Below are 18,771 nucleotides of genomic sequence, written 5' to 3' on the forward strand. Positions count from 1 at the left end.
TACGAGACCCGTACGTACGGTGGTGTGAGAGGCGCACTGGCTATCTTTTGGTAGTCAGCCGTCTACTCGATTGTGTACTGTTGTTTTCATCAAGCAATTTTATATCATATTAATCTATTAGATTTATGTAGTTTTTGCAAATGGTTTCATGTTAACATGATCACGTACACTAATTTTTACACTAATTTGTTGCACTAATGAATAAAGTTTTAGAAAAGTGCAAATTGGGAACTGCTCAGTGAATCAATTTCTCGAATTTTAATGTCTTTAAAAAATATCTCTGCGGCTTCACTTTGTAACTGAATTTTACCTTTTGTTAAAGGTTTTATGTTGGCCTGCTCATCAGTATATCTTGAGTTTTTTAAAATCATAACAACATGCCCATTCACAACATGTAAACTCTTATCTTCAAAACAATATAAATCTAAAGTATTCCATTCATCATGTTCTTTTTCATAATTTCCACTACGTAAACAATAGTTTTTATTAGGACTTTGAAAACCCAATGGTAGGAAGTCTTGAGAGGAGTGAGCCATAGGGTTTAAATGACCTTCTGGTTTATATGCCCTAATATCAATTGCCGATGTTAACTGGCTCCAAAAGTCTCCAGTATGTCCTTCCATAATCTGAAACTCTTGTGATAGCATCCATGATCTCCAATAATCAACACCAATTTGTCCTATTGAATGATATAGAATACCAGAGTCTTTTAACAAATTCTCTCTATAAGCCCATTTTTTATTTCCCCATTTATATTTTAGTTGGAAATGGTAATTTTCATACTCTTGTTTTGTTACCAAACATCCATAATACTCACCAGAATTTTTTACTATTAAGTTATCTCCTTCCTGAATTGTAGAAAATACATTATAGGAAGAATTGTTTAATCCAATGGGCTCAATAAGATTTCCTTGATCATCTTTAGGCTGTGCCCCATTGTAACCAGGTTGAATTTTATAACTTAAATAAACATCCCATTCCGAAAGATTTTGGTCAACTAAGTTTTTCCATTCGTACTTGCTGTTCTTATTAGAATACTGATTATTAGTGCTATTACATGATGTTAGTATTAGCGTTATGATAATTGAAAAATAGATAATCTTCATTTGAATATAATTAAACTTGACTCAAGTTGTGTTTTTGTTGTAAAAAAACATTCCGTATCAATTGATATAGAAATCCACCGTAAAATACAATCTCTTTTTCATATATTTGATACAATTCAGAATATTATTAAAAGTTTATGTACATTACAATTTCTATTTAATAAAGACTCATTTGTGTTAATTATGAAAAGCAATAATGAAATGAAAAGAAAAGAGAATACCTGTAAATTTAATTTTTTAAGCCTTGTAGTTTTCATAGCAGTAAGTACAGCTTTTAGTTCTGCTCAGAATTCAGAGCAACCTGTTGCAAACGATACTAGTAAAGTACAAGCACGGGTTATTGGATTAAAGAATATTTGTGTACATGTATTAGAACTTGAAAAAACGTTAAAACTTTATCGTGAGATTTTAGGTTTTAAATTAGACGATGCTGAAGTATATCAGGGCAAAGGTATTGAGGGGATGTTGGCAATGAAGCTAAAGGCAAATGACCTTACAATAACATTATCACTTACAGCTCCAGAATATATACATACCATTGGCCCTGTTGGAAATACCAACCATAACCATTTTATGCTTCAGGTGAATGATATTGGACCAATAGGAGATAAGTTGAAAGAAGAAGGTTACAAGTTGGAAAACGAAAATTATGTCCGCGACAAATATACTTTTTTTGTAGGTCCGAACGGTGAAATTATTGGACTTTCAGCTTGGTAAAAGCTTAATATATAGAAGTTCGTATGTTGTAAAGAGTTCTAATCATTATGTAGTAAAATCATCATAGAGACATTTTACCAAAATAGTACACAACTCAAAGACAAAGTTCCGTTTCAATACTGAAACAAGTTCAGCACAGGTAAACTTTATCGCTTGTTAAACGAAGGTAGTAGAATTTTTTTTACAAAGTCAAGTTTTTGGATCTCTTAAAATAACCCACAAAAAAAGCACCTAAATAGGTGCTTTTTCAAATTTATATGTTTCCGGTAATTTAGAACTGATAACGGATACTAAAAGCAATATCAAAGTCTAAATCATCAGAGAAATCGCCAAAGCCTAATTCAGGTCTAAAATCCAAAGCCAATAATAAAGGAATATCGAAACCGTATTCAATACCAATATCACCAGCAGCAAATAAAGAGGTTTCACTTTCTCCATCAAGTCCCTTTTTTCCAGAAAATGAAGCTAAACCACCACCAGCACCTACGTACCAGTTAAAAGCACCATCTAAAGGGAACACCCATTGGTATAAGCCAGTAAGTTTAACGGCATCATAACTATTGCTGTTTCTCCAGCCTAAATCTAACTCTAAACGGTTGTTGTCGCCTAAAGCCTTTTGATAAGATACTTCTGCTCCTAAACCATCGCTGTCACCCAATCGTAATCCAATGGCATTATTTGCAATGTCTTGAGCGTTAGATGTAAAAGCAAATCCTAATACTGCAATTGATAATAAAAATAATTTCTTCATAATTTAAAGTTTTGTTTCATTAATTATATACGGTCTTTCCTGTTAAAAAGACCATTATTTAATATTCAAAATAGCTTTGCAAAAATAACGCCAAAAAATGTATTTATATATAACTTCTCATTGGTTTTATATTAGTATTTATAAAAATAGATTTAATCAAAGCATTTTCTCAAACTTTAGTCTGGGAGTTTCCATTGAAATTGTCATTCCCAAGAATTTGGGAATCTAAACAAAGGTTGATATGGTGTTTATTTTAAAAATCTCAAAAATTACGATTAAAGCCATGTATTTAAGATAGATGAAATCGAAAAAAGCTTTATTTTAGCCAAAAATTGAAATTATGGCTGGTAATTCTTTCGGAAAACTATTTAATCTAACTACTTATGGCGAATCTCATGGCCCTGCATTAGGTGGTGTTATAGATGGTTGTCCATCTGGAATTGAGTTGGATTTAGATGAAATCCAAAATGAACTAAATAGAAGGAAACCAGGACAATCAGCTATTGTTACCCAACGTAAAGAACCAGATACTGTTAAGTTTCATTCCGGTATTTTTGAAGGGGTTACTACAGGAACATCCATTGGTTTTGTTATTGAAAATACCAATCAAAAATCTCATGATTACTCGCATATAAAAGATAGTTACAGACCAAGCCATGCAGATTATACTTATGATAAAAAATATGGTATAAGAGATTATCGTGGTGGCGGACGTAGTTCGGCTCGCGAAACGGCATGTCGTGTTGTTGCTGGAGCCATAGCAAAGCAAATGCTAAAAGGTATAGAAATAACGGCTTATGTTTCGGGCGTTGGTACTATGAAATTAGATAAACCATATAACGAATTAGACCTTACAAAAGTAGAATCGAATATCGTGCGTTGTCCAGATCAAGATATGGCGGCAAACATGGAAACCTTTATCAAGGAAGTGCGTGGTAAAGGCGATACCGTTGGTGGTATTGTAAGCTGTGTTATAAAAAATGTACCCGTTGGTTTGGGCGAACCTGTGTTCGATAAATTACATGCCGAACTAGGTAAAGCGATGCTCTCTATAAATGCCGTAAAAGGTTTTGAATACGGTAGTGGATTTCACGGAAGCACTATGTACGGTAGCGACCATAACGATTCGTTTAATAACGACGGTACCACAAAAACCAATTTTTCCGGTGGCATTCAAGGTGGTATAAGCAACGGAATGGATATCTATTTTAGTGTGGCTTTTAAACCCGTGGCAACTCTTATCCAGAAATATGAAACGATAGACAAAGCTGGAAACACAGTAGAAATGCAAGGTAAAGGGCGTCATGACCCCTGTGTAGTGCCAAGAGCCGTACCTATTGTTGAGGCTATGGCTGCATTGGTTTTAGCAGATTTTTATTTGATAAATAAGCTTTATAATTAGGTTTCTATAATATGCTTCTTTAAAATCCAGCCTAATATAATCCGAAAGTTCCTTGAACATCGTAATTTTTTAGTTTCCTAATAAGTCAATCCAAAACACAATCCTACTTTCGTTTCATGCAAACAACGAAAAAATTTTGGTACGGCATAGCAATTGGTGTTTTAGGAATAGTCCTTTTTTCTTCAAAAGCCGTTATGGTAAAGTTGGCCTATAATTATGAGGTCGATGCTATAAGTATTTTGTTGTTACGTATGTTGTTTGCGTTTCCTTTTTATCTGATTATCGCTTATGTCTATCGCCATCAAAATAAAGAAGTGGAAATCAAAAACAGCGATTACGCTTGGGTTGTGTTTTTTGGGTTTATTGGCTACTATTTGGCCAGTTATTTCGACTTTGTTGGGCTTACCTATATTAAGGCAAGTCTGGAGCGCATTATCTTGTTTTTATATCCAACCCTTGTTATTCTTTTAAATCGGTTCTTTTTAAAACAGCCGATTACCAAAATTCAAGCAGCTGCTATTGGTTTAACGTATTTGGGCATTGTTATTGCGTTTTCAGATGAAGTGGCTATATCTGGTTCCGAAGCCTATTTAGGAGGTTTTTTCATACTATTAAGTGCCATAACCTACGCCTCATATTTAGTGGGCAGCGGTTGGTTAATTCCAAAATTTGGGGTCATGAAATTCACTGCCTATGCTATGATTGTGTCTTGTGTTTGTGTGTTTGTTCATTATAGTATTATAAATGATACGAACTTATTTGATCTCTCTTGGGAAGTCTATGTATTAGGTTTTTTAATCGCCGTTTTCGCTACAGTAATTCCGTCTTTTTTGGTATCGGCTTCTATTAAAATGATTAGCTCTTCAAACTTTGCAATTGTGGCTGGAATCGGTCCCATTTCTACAATAATTTTAGCTGCTATTTTCTTGAATGAAACTTTAACGTTATTGCAACTATTTGGTGCTTTAGTGGTTATTGTGGGTATTCTACTGGTGTCCAAAAAAAAATCGTAAATTAACGCATGAAGATTAACGATATAACATTGTAGAGCGCGACAATTGAGACAAAAAATTGAGACTGCGACTTATTAATATATATTGTTAATTACTTTGTATGCTTCCTATTTCATTTTTTAATTGGTTGTGCTATATTAGCGTCCTATCATAAATTTTCACTCACTTAAATGGCTGTAGAAACCAAATATACCGAAGATAATATACGTTCACTAGACTGGAAAGAGCATATCCGTATGCGTCCAGGAATGTATATTGGAAAACTTGGTGATGGGTCTTCTCCAGATGATGGTATTTATATCCTTCTTAAAGAAGTTCTGGACAACTCCATTGATGAGTACGTTATGGGCGCTGGGAAAACCATCGAGATTTCCATTCAAGGTACTAAAGTTACTGTGCGTGACTATGGTCGTGGCATCCCGTTAGGAAAAGTGGTAGATGTGGTTTCTAAAATGAATACCGGTGGAAAGTACGATTCTAAAGCCTTTAAAAAATCAGTAGGTCTAAACGGTGTTGGTACCAAGGCTGTAAATGCGTTATCGTCATTTTTTAGAGTAGAATCTACGCGTGATAGTAAAAGCGCTTCCGCGGAATTTGAACAAGGTAATTTAACCAATCAAGAGCTGTTAGAGGACACATCTCGACGAAAAGGAACCAAAGTATCTTTCGTTCCAGATGAAATTATTTTCAAAAACTATAAATACCGAAGTGAGTATGTAGTAAAAATGCTTAAAAATTATGTGTACCTAAATCCAGGTTTAACCATAGTTTTTAATGGTGAAAAATATTATAGCGAAAACGGATTAAAGGATTTACTAGCTGAAAAGATTAGCGAAACAGATTTATTATATCCTATCATTCATTTAAGAGGAGATGATATAGAAGTTGCCTTAACCCATAGTAAAACGCAATACAGCGAAGAGTATAATAGTTTTGTAAACGGACAAAACACCACACAAGGGGGTACGCATTTAAATGCTTTTAGAGAATCGTTAGTAAGAACCATTCGTGAGTTTTATGGAAAAAACTATGATGCTTCTGATATTAGAAAATCTGTTGTTAGTGCCATTGCTATTAAGGTGATGGAGCCTGTTTTTGAAAGCCAGACAAAAACCAAATTAGGATCTACAGATATGGGAGGCGATTTGCCAACTGTAAGAACCTATATAAATGATTTTCTAAAAACGAAACTCGATAACTATTTACATAAAAATCAAGATGCCGCCGAAAAAATTCAGCGTAAAATTTTGCAGGCAGAGCGGGAGCGAAAGGAGTTATCCGGAATTAGAAAATTAGCAAAAGATAGAGCTAAAAAAGCAAGCCTTCATAATAAAAAATTACGCGATTGCCGTGTACACTTCGGTGATACTAAAAACGAGCGTAATTTAGAGTCTACACTTTTTATAACCGAGGGCGATTCGGCTTCGGGAAGTATAACAAAATCCAGAGATGTTAACACGCAAGCGGTATTTAGTCTAAAAGGAAAGCCATTAAACTGTTACGGACTTACTAAAAAGATTGTTTATGAAAATGAAGAATTCAATCTGCTTCAAGCGGCATTAAATATCGAGGAATCTCTTGAAGATTTACGTTATAATAATGTGGTAATTGCAACAGATGCCGATGTTGATGGGATGCATATTCGGTTATTGTTAATTACCTTTTTTCTACAGTTTTTTCCGGAAGTTATAAAGAATGGTCATTTGTATATTTTACAAACACCGTTATTCCGTGTAAGAAATAAAAAGGAAACCATTTATTGTTATTCTGAACAAGAACGGCGAGATGCCTTAGAAAAACTAAAACCAAAACCAGAAATAACTCGATTTAAAGGGCTTGGAGAAATTTCTCCAGATGAATTTAAGCATTTTATTGGTGACGATATTCGTTTAGATCCCATCATGTTAGATGATAATATGTCTATTGAAGATTTGTTATCTTTCTATATGGGTAAGAATACACCAACTAGACAGGAATTCATTATTGATAATCTTAAAGTGGAATTAGATTTAATTGAAGAATAAAGTAAAACCAACCACGAATTCACGAATATTTTTTATAAATTAAAGAAATACATTATGTATTATTTATGTAAAAAAGTGATAAAAGATGTCTTAAGGCTTTTTGTAAGCACATGATGTTACTGATAAAGCAAAGAAACGCAGAAAAAAGGACGAGTATTGCTTAGCGGCAAACCTAAAAAATAAGAGTATTTAATGACAGACGACCAAAACGACGATTTAATTAACAAGCAAGACGAACCCCAAGAAACGATTACCCGTGTTACGGGCATGTATAAAGATTGGTTTTTAGATTATGCATCGTATGTTATTTTAGAACGTGCTGTTCCTGCTATTGAAGACGGTTTTAAACCCGTACAACGTCGTATCATGCATTCCATGAAAGATTTGGATGATGGGCGTTACAATAAAGTAGCCAATATAGTTGGGCACACCATGCAGTATCATCCACACGGTGATGCTAGTATTGCCGATGCTATGGTGCAAATTGGTCAAAAAGACTTGTTAATTGACACCCAAGGAAACTGGGGAAATATTTTAACGGGAGACCGAGCTGCGGCATCTCGTTATATTGAAGCACGTATTTCTAAGTTTGGGTTAGATGTTGTTTTTAATCCTAAAATTACCGAATGGCAAGCCAGTTATGATGGTCGTAGAAAAGAGCCTGTAAACTTGCCTGTTATGTTTCCGTTATTGTTAGCACAAGGTGGCGAAGGGATTGCTGTCGGGCTTTCAACTAAAATATTACCACATAATTTCATTGAGCTTATAGATGGGTCTATTAAGCATTTACAAGGAAAGCGTTTTACAATTTTACCTGATTTCCCAACAGCTGGGATCGCGGATTTTTCAAATTATAACGATGGTTTAAGAGGGGGTAAAGTACGGGTGCGATCCAAGATTTCGCAGCTTGATAAAAACACACTTGTTATTACCGAATTGCCTTTTGGAACCACTACATCTTCATTAATTGATTCTATCTTAAAAGCGAATGATAAAGGTAAAATCAAAGTCAAAAAAATAGAAGATAATACTGCCGCAGAGGTTGAGATTTTGGTGCATTTGCCTTCGGGCTTATCTCCAGATAAAACGATTGATGCGTTGTATGCTTTCACGAGTTGTGAGTCATCTATATCGCCTTTAGGCTGTGTTATTGAAGATAATAAACCGCTGTTTGTAGGGGTTACAGAAATGTTACGCCGTTCTACAGATAACACAGTTCAGCTATTAAAACAAGAATTAGAAATAAAATTAGGGGAGTTTGAAGAGCAATGGCATTTTGCTTCCTTAGAACGTATTTTTATTGAAAACAGGATATACCGCGATATTGAAGAAGAAGAAACATGGGAAGGCGTTATAAATGCTATTGATAAAGGTTTAAAGCCTCATATAAAACATTTAAAGCGTACTGTAACCACAGAAGATATTACACGTTTAACAGAAATTCGAATCAAACGTATTTCAAAATTCGATATTGATAAAGCGCAACAAAAAATTGATGCTTTAGAAGATCAAATAGCAGAAGTAAAACATCACTTGGAGCATCTTATTGATTATGCGATTGCTTATTTCACGAGACTTAAAAAAGAGTATGGAGAAGGTAGGGAGCGCAAAACAGAAATAAGGACTTTTGATGATGTAGATGCCACTAAGGTTATTATTCGTAATACAAAGCTTTATGTAAATCGTGAAGAAGGTTTTATCGGGACTTCCTTGCGTAGAGACGAGTATGTGGCTGATTGTAGTGATATAGATGATATAATTGTATTTACTAAAGAGGGTAAAATGATGGTTACCAAAGTAGATTCTAAAACCTTTATTGGTAAAGATATCATTCATGTTGCTGTCTTTAAAAAGAAAGATAAACGCACTATATATAATTTGATTTATCGAGATGGTAAAGGTGGTCCTTCATATATCAAACGTTTTGCGGTTACTAGTATTACACGAGATAGAGCATATGATTTAACTAATGGCAATAAAGGGTCTATTAGTTTGTATTTTTCTGCAAACCCTAATGGAGAAGCAGAGGTTGTTACCGTTAATTTGCGACAAGCAGGTAGTATTAAAAAATTAAAATGGGATATTGATTTTGCTGATATTCTGATAAAAGGGCGTGTTTCAAAAGGAAATTTAGTAACTAAATATCCAGTAAAACGCGTTGAACTTAAAGAGAAAGGTTTATCTACTCTAAAACCTCGTAAAATTTGGTTTGACGATACCGTGCAACGTTTAAATGTTGATGGCAGAGGAGAGCTGGTTGGTGAGTTTAGAGGGGAAGATAAATTATTAATTATCAATCAATCTGGGATGGTTAAAACGGTTACACCAGAAGTGACTATGCATTTTGATGATGATATGATTGTGATGGAAAAATGGATTCCTAAAAAGCCAATATCTGCAGTTTATTTTAATGGCGAAAAAGACATGTATTATGTGAAACGCTTTTTAATTGAACAAGAAGGTAAGATCGAATCTTTTATTTCAGAACACCCTAATTCGCAATTAGAAATTATTTCTACCGATTGGAAACCTATGGCAGAAATTGTTTTTGCTAAAGAACGCGGCAAAGACCGAAAGGATAATCTAGAAATAAACCTTGAAGAATTTATTTCTATTAAAGGCATAAGTGCATTAGGAAATCAGCTAACCAAAGATAAAGTAAACCAAGTTAATTTATTAGACCCTTTGCCTTACGAAGCCCCAGAGGAAATTCATGCGGATGATTTAGAGGTTGTTGATGAAACTGAGGTGTCTCCTGAAAATTTAAAAGAGACAACCAGTGAAGTTTCAAAACCTAAAAGTGATTCTAAAGATGATTTAGAAATTGATGATGAAGGACAAATAACATTATTTTAAAATTTTAATAGGCTTAGAACCACTCTTATTGATTACTCTCAAGGCATTTTAATTTGTCTATAAAAAATTCTTTATAACCTATATTGGTTATTTCTCGCGAATATTTTGTACCTGTAAGTACTATAGATTTAATAGGTGATTTTTTCAAACTTAACATTTGTACACTAGATAAATTTCCTTTAAATCTAAATTCTTTATCACAATCTATATCCCAAGAATGGTAAAAAGAAATTGTTTGGTTGTTTTCGAGTGTAACTTTTACAGAAGATCTATTATTTGGTAAGTACGTAGCACAACCTATATCTTCAGAAAAATTGAAAAAAATATTTGTTTTTCGCCCTTGTTTATATAGCTCAACTGTTAAATTCTTATTAAGTGTATAGGGTTCTGTTCTAATTGTTGTTACGTTGTAAAATTTGTCATATTCATTAATTTGATAATGACAGGTATTACGGAACTTAATGCGCTCTTCTTCTCTGATTTTAGCAATTTCACCTTTCTTTGAAAGGTCATTGAGCAGTGTAACTTTGGCAATAGAATCTTTTCTTTTTAATTCGTTTAGTTCTTTTCTTTCCTTTTCCACAAGTTTTGTTATAGAATCACTTTTTCTTCTTAGTTCAAGTAATTCTTTCCTCTCTTGTGCTCTAACTTCAACAATAGAATCATACCTTTTCTTTTCAATAAGTTGCTTTCTAAGAGCTTCTTCAGTTTGATTTATAATATTATTCTTTTTTCTTGTGGCTACTGCTTTTTTTAGAGCTTTAACTTTTGCAACAGAATCGTTTCGTTGTCTTAGAAGTTCTAGAGTCCTTTTCTGATCCTTTTCAATTTTAGCAATAGCGTCTTTCCTTTTTCTTTCGGCCATTTCTTTTTCTAGAGCTTTAACTTTGGTAACAGAATCGTTTCGTTTTCTTAGAAGTTCTAATGCCTTTTCTTTCTCCTCTTCAATTTTAGCAATAGCGTCTTTCCTTTTTATTTCAGCTAATGCTTTTTCTTGCGCATTAACTTTAGCAACAGAATCGTTTCGTTTTCTTAGAAGTTCTAATCCCTTTTTTTGTTCCTCTTCAATTTTAGCAATAGCGTCTTTCCTTTTTCTTTCGGCCACTTCTTTTTCTAGAGCTTTAACTTTGGCAATAGAATCGTTTCGTTGCCTTAAGAGTTCTAGTGCCTTTTTTTGTTCCTCTTTAGCTGTGTTAATAGAGTCATTTATTCTTTTCTCATTTAATGCTAATCTTTCGTTTTCTTTCGCTTTAGCAATGGAGTCAATTCTCCTTTTTTCGATTAATGCTAATCTTTCGGTTTCTCTTATTTTAGCAATGGAGTCAATTCTTTTTCTTTCGGCTAATTCCTTAAGTTCTGCTTCTTTGGATTTGGCAATGGAGTCAATTCTTCTTTTTTCGATTAGTGCTAATCTTTCGGTTTCTTTAACTTTAGCAAAAGAACCCTTTTTTCTGATTTCATCTAATCGTTTCCTTTCTGCTTCATTTATTTTTGGAATAGAATCCTTTCTTTTGTCTTCTATTTTCCTTTTTATTTCTAGTATTTTATTTTCTTTAGTTTCTCTTTTTTCAATAGCCTTTGCTCTTTCTTTTTCTTCATAATCATAGAACAAATCCATCATATCTTCATTGATGTCTATGAATTCATCTTTTACAAAACCAACAAAATTCTTATATCTTACCTTATAAGTATATTTTCCTAAATAATCTAAAACAATGCATTTGTCATTTTCTTCAAACTCAGCTATTGTTAATGAAGACTTCTCTAAACTTTTATATAAACTGCCATTGTCAATAAATTTTGTAGCAATAGATGTTTCTTGCGAAAAGATATTTATTGTGAAGCTTAAAAATACTATTAATGGATAAATATGTTTAACCATAGGTTTGAGATTTGTGGGGCGTATGTATTAATTCGATGTAAATGTAATATATGAAAATTTCAAAATACAAAAATTAAGCTAAAGTGTAGATTTTAACCTATCAACCTAATGCATTTCTAGTAATAAACCATCGCCAACCAATAATGGCTATTTGTAGCTTAGTGGCTTTGGCTAAGTCTAATTGTTTTTTAGAATAACTGGGTAAGATTGCTTTATTAACCTTAGCTAAAAATTTGAATACTTGCTTTTTCACTTTCATGACATTTTAAACACAAAAATAGTAAAACTTATTCTAGACTAGGTTTTACTTTGTTTTTGATTTAGATAACTGACATAATAAATACTATTACATCAATTATAAGTTTGGCAAGTGTTATCATATTTTTAGGTTTTTTAAAATGTTAGTAAATAGATTAATTATATCAATGTTTTTTGAAGATATAGGTTTGCTGATGTGTTTGCCAAACGTTTTTATAAAAAACGGTTAATTTGAATTTGTAAGTAAAAATATTGAATGGGTTTTGATATTCGTGTTGCACTTATTAATTAATTGAACTTACACATGATGATTTTTTAGCTTTCATCTTAAACTAAATAGAAATTAGGATGGATACTTAATAAGAACTTAAAAATCGTAAATCAATAATCGTTAATCGTAAATTGTTATATTATCTTCGCAAAAAAAAAGTATTTCATGAGTATAGTGTTGGTTGTCCTTGGCTTTGTATTACTAGTAGTAGGTGGGGAGTTTTTGGTACGCTCATCAGTAGCCTTATCATTTAAGTTTAGTATATCCAAAATGGTTATTGGAATGACGGTGGTTTCCTTTGCAACCTCTGCGCCCGAGTTGTTAGTTAGCCTTCAAGCTGCCCTTTCTGGTTCGCCGGCCATAGCTATTAATAATGTTGTAGGCTCAAACATTGCAAACATTGGTTTGGTGTTAGGTATTACTGCGCTGGTAGGTTCAATTGCGGTAGATAAGTCTTTTTATAAACTGAATTGGCCCGTTATGATGGTGTTTTCAATAGTGTTGTATTATTTTCTTAAAAATGATGATGTACTTACTGCTATTGAAGGCGGTGTTTTATTTATTGGACTTATTGTGTTTTTAATTGTGCTATTACGAATTGCAAAAAAAGACACAGTTACAGAAGATGTTGATGATACGTTAGCTGTAGTTTCAAATTTTAAAATTGCTTTATGGTTATTAATAGGTGCAGCTGCACTCTATTTTGGAAGTGAATGGCTTGTAGATGGCTCAAAGGAAATTGCGCGCTCAATAGGTGTAAGTGAAGCCGTAATAGGAGTCTCTTTAATCGCTATAGGAACAAGTGTGCCAGAATTGGCTGCTTCCGTTATTGCAGCTGCAAAGCAGGAAAAGGCTATTTCTTTGGGTAATTTGATTGGTTCAAATATATTTAATATTGGGTCTGTTTTAGGGTTAACTTCAATTTTAAAACCTATTCCAGTTACAGAACCTCAAATATTGACTAACGATATTTTCTGGATGCTTGGTTTTTCAGCTATTTTGATACCGTTAATCTTTCTTCCTGAGCGTTTGCAGATTAGTAGAATTAAAGGTTTTGTTTTAGTGATTGGATATGGTGCATTTATGTTTATGGTGTTTACGCAAGGGAAGCTTTAATTTGTAATAATTTCACTTCTCATTTATCTCTCTTTTATCTATTGCAAATTGGTAATGTGTGGAATCGCTTGGCTTTGACAGAAAAGAAACGATAATTTTGTTTAACGCTTAATAAAAAACATTAAAACGATTTTTTTATCAGTGTAAGAATAAACGAACCTCTCTCAATAGTAGAACAACTTTCGGGTTATATAACATAAGCTAGCAAATAAATGCGTTAGGCCTGCCTGCCGGCAGGGATTGCAGTGGAAACCCACAGCGAGTTCCGGTAGCTATCGGGACGAGCGAAGACTTGCAACACAAAGCCCGACCCTTGTGGCAACCTGCCTACCAGCAGGCAAGCGCCCAAAACTTTATCATATAAAAAACGCCAACAAATTAATGTTAGCGTTCTTTGTATGTAAAACTATAAACCTTATTTAACTGGCTTAACAGTTTTAATAATTCTTGCAGCAACTTTGTATGGATCTGCATTTGAAGATGGACGACGATCTTCTAACCATCCTTTATATCCTTTTTCTACAGCGATAATTGGAATACGAATTGATGCTCCTCTATCTGAAACCCCCCAAGAGAAATCTGTAATAGATGCTGTCTCGTGCTTACCAGTTAAACGTTGTTCGTTAAACTCACCATAAACAGCAATGTGTTCAGCTGTAACAGGTCTAAATGCTTCACAAATTTCAGCATATTTTTCTTTAGATCCACAAGTTCTTAAGATTGTGTTGGAGAAGTTAGCGTGCATACCTGATCCATTCCAATCTGTATCACCTAATGGTTTTGGGTGGTACTCAATGTACATACCACGACCTTCAGTTAAACGATCTAATAAATATCTAGCAACCCAAATTTCATCTCCTGCTTTTTTAGCGCCTTTTGCAAACAATTGAAATTCCCATTGTCCAGATGCAACTTCTTGATTAATGCCTTCAAAGTTTAATCCAGCATCGATACATGCGTTAGCGTGCTCTTCAACTAAATCACGTCCGTGAGTATGTAATCCTCCAACTGAACAGTAGTACATGCCTTGTGGAGCTGGGTAACCACCTCTTGGGAATCCTAATGGTAATTCAGTATTTGTATTCATAATAAAGTATTCTTGCTCAAACCCGAACCAGAAATCGTTATCATCATCTTCAATAGTAGCACGTGCGTTAGACACATGTGGAGTTCCATCAGCATTCATTACTTCAGTCATAACTAAATAACCGTTGATTCTTTTAGGGTCTGGATAGATAGCAACTGGTTTTAAAATACAGTCAGATGCTCCACCTGAAGCCTGTTGCGTAGAAGAACCGTCAAAAGACCACAATCCTAATTCTTCTATTGTTCCTTGAAAGTTTTCATGCTCTTCTACTTTGGTTTTACTTCTCAAATTTTGAGTTGGGAAATAACCATCTAACCAAAGGTATTCTAATTTAATTTTTGCCATAATGAATCTTTTAAAATTGAAATATTGATAATAATATCACAAATATAGATTTTTATGTTTTTACTTTAAATTTATAGGGGTGTTTTAATAAATACATGAGTTATTTTTATTTATACCCTATTTTTTTAAGGTTTATTTTAAAAAAAGACTATTATTTTATAAAAAAACTGAAATAATCTTAAAAGAATTTTTCAGTTTAAAGGTTTTTTTGTCAAACCTGTTTACTTTTGCTTAACAATTCAATTTCAAAACGTTTTAAATAATGTCAATATTAAGATTTCACGCTATCAAAGAATCTCTTGCATACAAGCCAATTAAAATTGAAGCTACGGAAAGGCAGTCAGTATTATTTGGAAAAAATGTGTTTAATGAAAACACAATGCGTCAATATTTGACAAAAGATGCTTTTGTAGGCGTGATGAATGCGGTTCAGTTTGGGAAAAAGATTGATAGGAATATAGCAGACCAAGTAGCTTCTTCTATGAAAGATTGGGCATTGTCAAAGGGCGTAACCCATTATACACATTGGTTCCAGCCATTAACGGGTTCTACTGCTGAAAAGCATGATGCGTTTTTTGAAACTATTGGCGGGGGTATGGCTATTGAGAAATTTGGAGGTTCTCAATTGGTACAACAGGAACCTGACGCATCCAGTTTTCCAAGCGGAGGGATTAGAAACACCTTTGAGGCTAGGGGTTATACAGCATGGGATCCAACATCTCCAGCCTTTATTTATGGAACAACATTATGTATTCCTACCATATTTGTGGCGTATACAGGAGAAGCATTAGATTATAAAACCCCACTTTTAAGAGCTTTGCATGCGGTTGATGATGCTGCTACTGCTGTGTGTAAGTATTTTGATAAAAATGTTAAAAAGGTAACATCGTCGTTAGGGTGGGAGCAAGAATACTTTTTAATAGATAAAATGTTAGCAGCCAGTCGTCCAGATATTACAATGACGGGGCGTACTTTATTGGGGCACTCATCAGCCAAAGGGCAACAATTGGATGATCATTATTTTGGTTCTATTCCTAATAGGGCATTAAATTTTATGCGGGATTTAGAGACGGAATGTATGCTTTTAGGAATTCCCGTAAAAACAAGACATAATGAGGTGGCTCCAAATCAATTTGAATTAGCACCTATTTTTGAGGAGGCTAATTTAGCGGTAGATCATAATTCCTTATTAATGGATATTATGGGACGTGTGGCATCACATCATAATTTTAAAGTATTATTACATGAAAAACCCTTTGCAGGGGTAAGTGGTTCAGGAAAACACAATAACTGGTCATTATCAACGGATACGGGGATAAATCTTTTAGCGCCAGGAAAAACACCAATGAGTAGCTTACAATTTTTAACTTTTTTTATAAATACTATAAAAGCGGTTCATGAGAATGAAGCGCTGTTGAGAGCAACCATTGCTTCGGCAGGAAATGATCACAGATTGGGAGCTAATGAAGCGCCACCTGCAATTATTTCTGTGTTTATAGGAGGGCAACTTACTAAAGTATTAGAAGAGCTTGAGGGGGTAACTAAAGGGAAATTATCTCCGCAAGAAAAAACGGAATTAAAACTTAACGTAGTTGGGAAAATTCCAGATGTGCTTCTAGATAACACAGATAGAAATAGAACATCTCCTTTTGCCTTTACGGGTAATAAATTTGAGTTTAGAGCTGTAGGTTCAACAGCAAATTGTGGAAACCCAATGACGGTTTTAAATACCATAGTTGCTAAGCAATTAACAGATTTTAAAAAGGAAGTGGATATTTTAATAAATAAGAAAGATTTAAAGAAAGATGAAGCTGTTTTTAATGTATTAAGGGAATATATAAAATCAACCAAGGCTATTTTGTTTGATGGAAATAGTTATGGAGAAGCCTGGGAGAAAGAAGCTAAAAGACGGGGTTTAAGTAATAATAAAACCACTCCTGAAGCCTTAAAAGCTAAGATTTCTAAAAAAAGTATTTCCCTTTTTGAAGAAATGAATGTGATGAGCGAAATTGAAACTAAAGCACGTTATGAGATTGAAGTAGAAGCTTATATTAAACATATTCAAATTGAGAGTAGGGTGCTAGGTGATATTGCTAGAAATCATATTGTACCCACAGCAGTAAAATATCAAAATATTTTAATTGAAAATGTAAGAGGGTTAAAAGAAATTTTTGAAGAGAAATATCAAGGTGTAGCTAAAGAGCAAATCAATTTAATTGAAGAAATATCCAATCATATTGAAGGTATCAATGTGAATGTTGTTAAAATGATTGCAGAGCGAAAAAGCGCGAATAATTTTATAGATATTGAAGAGAGAGCGGAGGCGTATTCTAAGAAAGTAAGGGCTTTGTTTGATGATATTCGTTATCACTGTGATAAGTTAGAACTTCTAGTTGATGATGAACTTTGGCCCTTAACTAAATACAGAGAATTGTTATTTACACGATAGTGTTTAAAACTTCTTAAATCCTGCTTTAAAAAAGCGGGATTTTTTAATTCAAAAAAGTAAATTTGCACCACAATACAACATTATGAGTCAAGAAGTTTCAAAACGTTACGCGCAACGCGGAGTTTCAGCATCAAAAGAAGATGTTCACAATGCTATTAAGAACATTGATAAAGGATTGTTCCCTAAGGCATTTTGTAAAATAGTTCCAGATTATTTAACCAATGATGATGATTATTGCTTGATTATGCATGCCGATGGCGCAGGGACAAAGTCCTCTTTAGCGTATATGTATTGGAAGGAAACTGGCGATATATCCGTTTGGAAAGGGATTGCTCAAGATGCCTTAATCATGAATATTGACGATTTATTATGTGTTGGTGCTACCGACAATATCATGCTGTCTTCAACCATAGGAAGAAACAAGAATTTAATTCCAGGCGAGGTTTTATCAGCAATTATAAATGGCACAGAAGAACTGCTGGAAGATTTAAAATCTTTTGGTGTAACCATTCATTCAACAGGAGGAGAAACTGCCGATGTTGGTGATTTAGTAAGAACAATTATTGTTGATTCTACAGTAACAGCCAGAATGAAACGAAGTGAAGTCATAGATAATGCAAATATAAAAGCTGGCGACGTTATTGTTGGTTTAGAATCTTTTGGGCAAGCCAGTTACGAGAAGCAATACAATGGCGGCATGGGAAGCAACGGATTAACGTCTGCGCGCCATGATGTGTTTAGTAAGTATTTAGCAGAAAAATATCCTGAAAGTTTTGATGCTTCAGTGCCAGAAGAATTAGTGTATTCTGGAGGTGTTAAATTAACTGATTCAGTAAAAGATTCGCCTATAGATGCTGGTAAATTGGTGTTATCTCCAACACGGACCTATGCGCCAATTATTAAAAAAATCCTATCGGAATATAATAGTGAGTCCATTCATGGTATGGTACATTGTTCTGGTGGTGCACAGACTAAAATTCTTCATTTTGTTGATGAATTTCATATTGTAAAAGACAATATGTTTCCAATTCCACCATTGTTCAAATTGATACAAGAGCAATCAAAAACAGATTGGAAAGAAATGTATCAAGTGTTTAATTGTGGGCACAGAATGGAGTTATATGTAACTCCAGAAGTTGCTGATAATATTATAGCTATTTCTAAATCTTTCAATGTAGATGCTAAAATTATAGGTAGAGTAGAAGCGTCAAAAACTAAAAAACTTACAATAAAATCTGAGTTTGGGGAGTTTAGCTATTAAATCGAAAAAGAATTCCTTAAGGTTTTTGCATTGAGGTTTCGTTTGAAATTGTCATTCCCTTGAAATCGTAAGATTCGTGAATTCATTATTATTAAGTATTATCTAATGAATAAAGCAGGCATCTAAAATGAAGATTTTTGAAATGACTATCATCTATTTTTTATCAACAAGTTGAAACAAAATACTTCATTTGTGCTTTTTTTATTAAAACGGAATGGTTTTTGATAAAAAGA

The 18,771-nt window shown here is 33.7% G+C and carries 13 protein-coding genes; 8 read left to right on the top strand and 5 right to left on the bottom strand.

The annotated features are described in order from the left end of the window. Window positions 1-209 precede the first annotated feature (209 nt). Entirely contained in the window at window positions 210-1,106 is an 897-nt protein-coding gene (locus ABD935_RS14590) for a 3-keto-disaccharide hydrolase (protein ID WP_345193248.1), read from the bottom strand. A 183-nt stretch (window positions 1,107-1,289) separates the two neighbouring features. On the opposite strand from ABD935_RS14590, the gene ABD935_RS14595 reads away from it, so the two are divergent. Then, window positions 1,290-1,823: a VOC family protein gene (locus ABD935_RS14595; protein WP_345193250.1), complete on the top strand. Its 534-nt coding sequence runs from the start codon at window positions 1,290-1,292 to the stop codon at window positions 1,821-1,823. A 271-nt stretch (window positions 1,824-2,094) separates the two neighbouring features. Here the strand turns inward: ABD935_RS14595 and ABD935_RS14600 are convergent, their stop codons facing one another. Continuing rightward, the gene (locus ABD935_RS14600) at window positions 2,095-2,574 is read right to left on the bottom strand and encodes a hypothetical protein (RefSeq protein ID WP_345193252.1); all 480 of its coding nucleotides are present in this window, start codon (window positions 2,572-2,574) and stop codon (window positions 2,095-2,097) included. A gap of 340 nt (window positions 2,575-2,914) precedes the next feature. On the opposite strand from ABD935_RS14600, the gene aroC reads away from it, so the two are divergent. From aroC to ABD935_RS14620, 4 genes are all read left to right on the top strand, one after another. Then, the gene (aroC, locus tag ABD935_RS14605; protein WP_345193253.1) at window positions 2,915-3,976 is read left to right on the top strand and encodes a chorismate synthase; all 1,062 of its coding nucleotides are present in this window, start codon (window positions 2,915-2,917) and stop codon (window positions 3,974-3,976) included. 116 nt (window positions 3,977-4,092) lie between these two features. After that, on the top strand, window positions 4,093-4,989 hold the full coding sequence (locus tag ABD935_RS14610; protein WP_345193255.1) for a DMT family transporter: 897 nt from the start codon (window positions 4,093-4,095) through the stop codon (window positions 4,987-4,989). 170 nt (window positions 4,990-5,159) lie between these two features. Continuing rightward, window positions 5,160-7,013, top strand: a complete 1,854-nt coding sequence (locus tag ABD935_RS14615) for a DNA topoisomerase IV subunit B (RefSeq protein ID WP_345193257.1) — start codon at window positions 5,160-5,162, stop codon at window positions 7,011-7,013. Between the two features lie 192 nt (window positions 7,014-7,205). Continuing rightward, window positions 7,206-9,869, top strand: coding sequence for a DNA gyrase/topoisomerase IV subunit A (locus tag ABD935_RS14620; protein WP_345193259.1), 2,664 nt, complete (start codon window positions 7,206-7,208; stop codon window positions 9,867-9,869). 25 nt (window positions 9,870-9,894) lie between these two features. Here the strand turns inward: ABD935_RS14620 and ABD935_RS14625 are convergent, their stop codons facing one another. Both ABD935_RS14625 and ABD935_RS14630 read right to left on the bottom strand, forming a co-directional pair. Continuing rightward, window positions 9,895-11,751 carry a hypothetical protein gene (locus ABD935_RS14625; protein WP_345193261.1) on the bottom strand — a complete coding sequence of 619 codons (1,857 nt, stop codon included), beginning with the start codon at window positions 11,749-11,751 and terminating at the stop codon, window positions 9,895-9,897. 100 nt (window positions 11,752-11,851) lie between these two features. Continuing rightward, window positions 11,852-12,004 carry an SsrA-binding protein gene (locus tag ABD935_RS14630; protein ID WP_345193263.1) on the bottom strand — a complete coding sequence of 51 codons (153 nt, stop codon included), beginning with the start codon at window positions 12,002-12,004 and terminating at the stop codon, window positions 11,852-11,854. Window positions 12,005-12,445: 441 nt separating this feature from the next. Here ABD935_RS14630 and ABD935_RS14635 point away from each other — a divergent pair, with 441 nt between their 5' ends. Then, a complete protein-coding gene (locus ABD935_RS14635; RefSeq protein ID WP_345193265.1) occupies window positions 12,446-13,396 on the top strand; it encodes a calcium/sodium antiporter in 951 nt (316 codons plus the stop codon). 415 nt (window positions 13,397-13,811) lie between these two features. On the opposite strand, the gene ABD935_RS14640 is transcribed toward ABD935_RS14635, so the two are convergent. Further along, window positions 13,812-14,828, bottom strand: a complete 1,017-nt coding sequence (locus ABD935_RS14640; RefSeq protein WP_345193267.1) for a glutamine synthetase beta-grasp domain-containing protein — start codon at window positions 14,826-14,828, stop codon at window positions 13,812-13,814. A 262-nt stretch (window positions 14,829-15,090) separates the two neighbouring features. Between ABD935_RS14640 and ABD935_RS14645 the strand changes: the two genes are divergently transcribed. Both ABD935_RS14645 and ABD935_RS14650 read left to right on the top strand, forming a co-directional pair. After that, a complete protein-coding gene (locus tag ABD935_RS14645) occupies window positions 15,091-17,277 on the top strand; it encodes a glutamine synthetase III family protein (protein ID WP_345193269.1) in 2,187 nt (728 codons plus the stop codon). 82 nt (window positions 17,278-17,359) lie between these two features. Beyond that, window positions 17,360-18,538, top strand: a complete 1,179-nt coding sequence (locus tag ABD935_RS14650) for an AIR synthase related protein (RefSeq protein ID WP_345193271.1) — start codon at window positions 17,360-17,362, stop codon at window positions 18,536-18,538. Window positions 18,539-18,771: the final 233 nt, after the last annotated feature.

The organism is Algibacter agarivorans, assembly GCF_039543245.1.
GTDB lineage: Bacteria > Bacteroidota > Bacteroidia > Flavobacteriales > Flavobacteriaceae > Algibacter_G > Algibacter_G agarivorans.

Coding starts and splice junctions, on each gene's coding strand:
- ABD935_RS14635 (WP_345193265.1), top strand. CDS start 12,446: ATGAGTATAGTGTTGGTTGTCCTTGGCTTTGTATTACTAGTAGTAGGT.
- ABD935_RS14640 (WP_345193267.1), bottom strand. CDS start 14,828: ATGGCAAAAATTAAATTAGAATACCTTTGGTTAGATGGTTATTTCCCA.
- ABD935_RS14590 (WP_345193248.1), bottom strand. CDS start 1,106: ATGAAGATTATCTATTTTTCAATTATCATAACGCTAATACTAACATCA.
- ABD935_RS14650 (WP_345193271.1), top strand. CDS start 17,360: ATGAGTCAAGAAGTTTCAAAACGTTACGCGCAACGCGGAGTTTCAGCA.
- ABD935_RS14645 (WP_345193269.1), top strand. CDS start 15,091: ATGTCAATATTAAGATTTCACGCTATCAAAGAATCTCTTGCATACAAG.
- aroC (WP_345193253.1), top strand. CDS start 2,915: ATGGCTGGTAATTCTTTCGGAAAACTATTTAATCTAACTACTTATGGC.
- ABD935_RS14600 (WP_345193252.1), bottom strand. CDS start 2,574: ATGAAGAAATTATTTTTATTATCAATTGCAGTATTAGGATTTGCTTTT.
- ABD935_RS14620 (WP_345193259.1), top strand. CDS start 7,206: ATGACAGACGACCAAAACGACGATTTAATTAACAAGCAAGACGAACCC.
- ABD935_RS14610 (WP_345193255.1), top strand. CDS start 4,093: ATGCAAACAACGAAAAAATTTTGGTACGGCATAGCAATTGGTGTTTTA.
- ABD935_RS14625 (WP_345193261.1), bottom strand. CDS start 11,751: ATGGTTAAACATATTTATCCATTAATAGTATTTTTAAGCTTCACAATA.
- ABD935_RS14615 (WP_345193257.1), top strand. CDS start 5,160: ATGGCTGTAGAAACCAAATATACCGAAGATAATATACGTTCACTAGAC.
- ABD935_RS14595 (WP_345193250.1), top strand. CDS start 1,290: ATGAAAAGCAATAATGAAATGAAAAGAAAAGAGAATACCTGTAAATTT.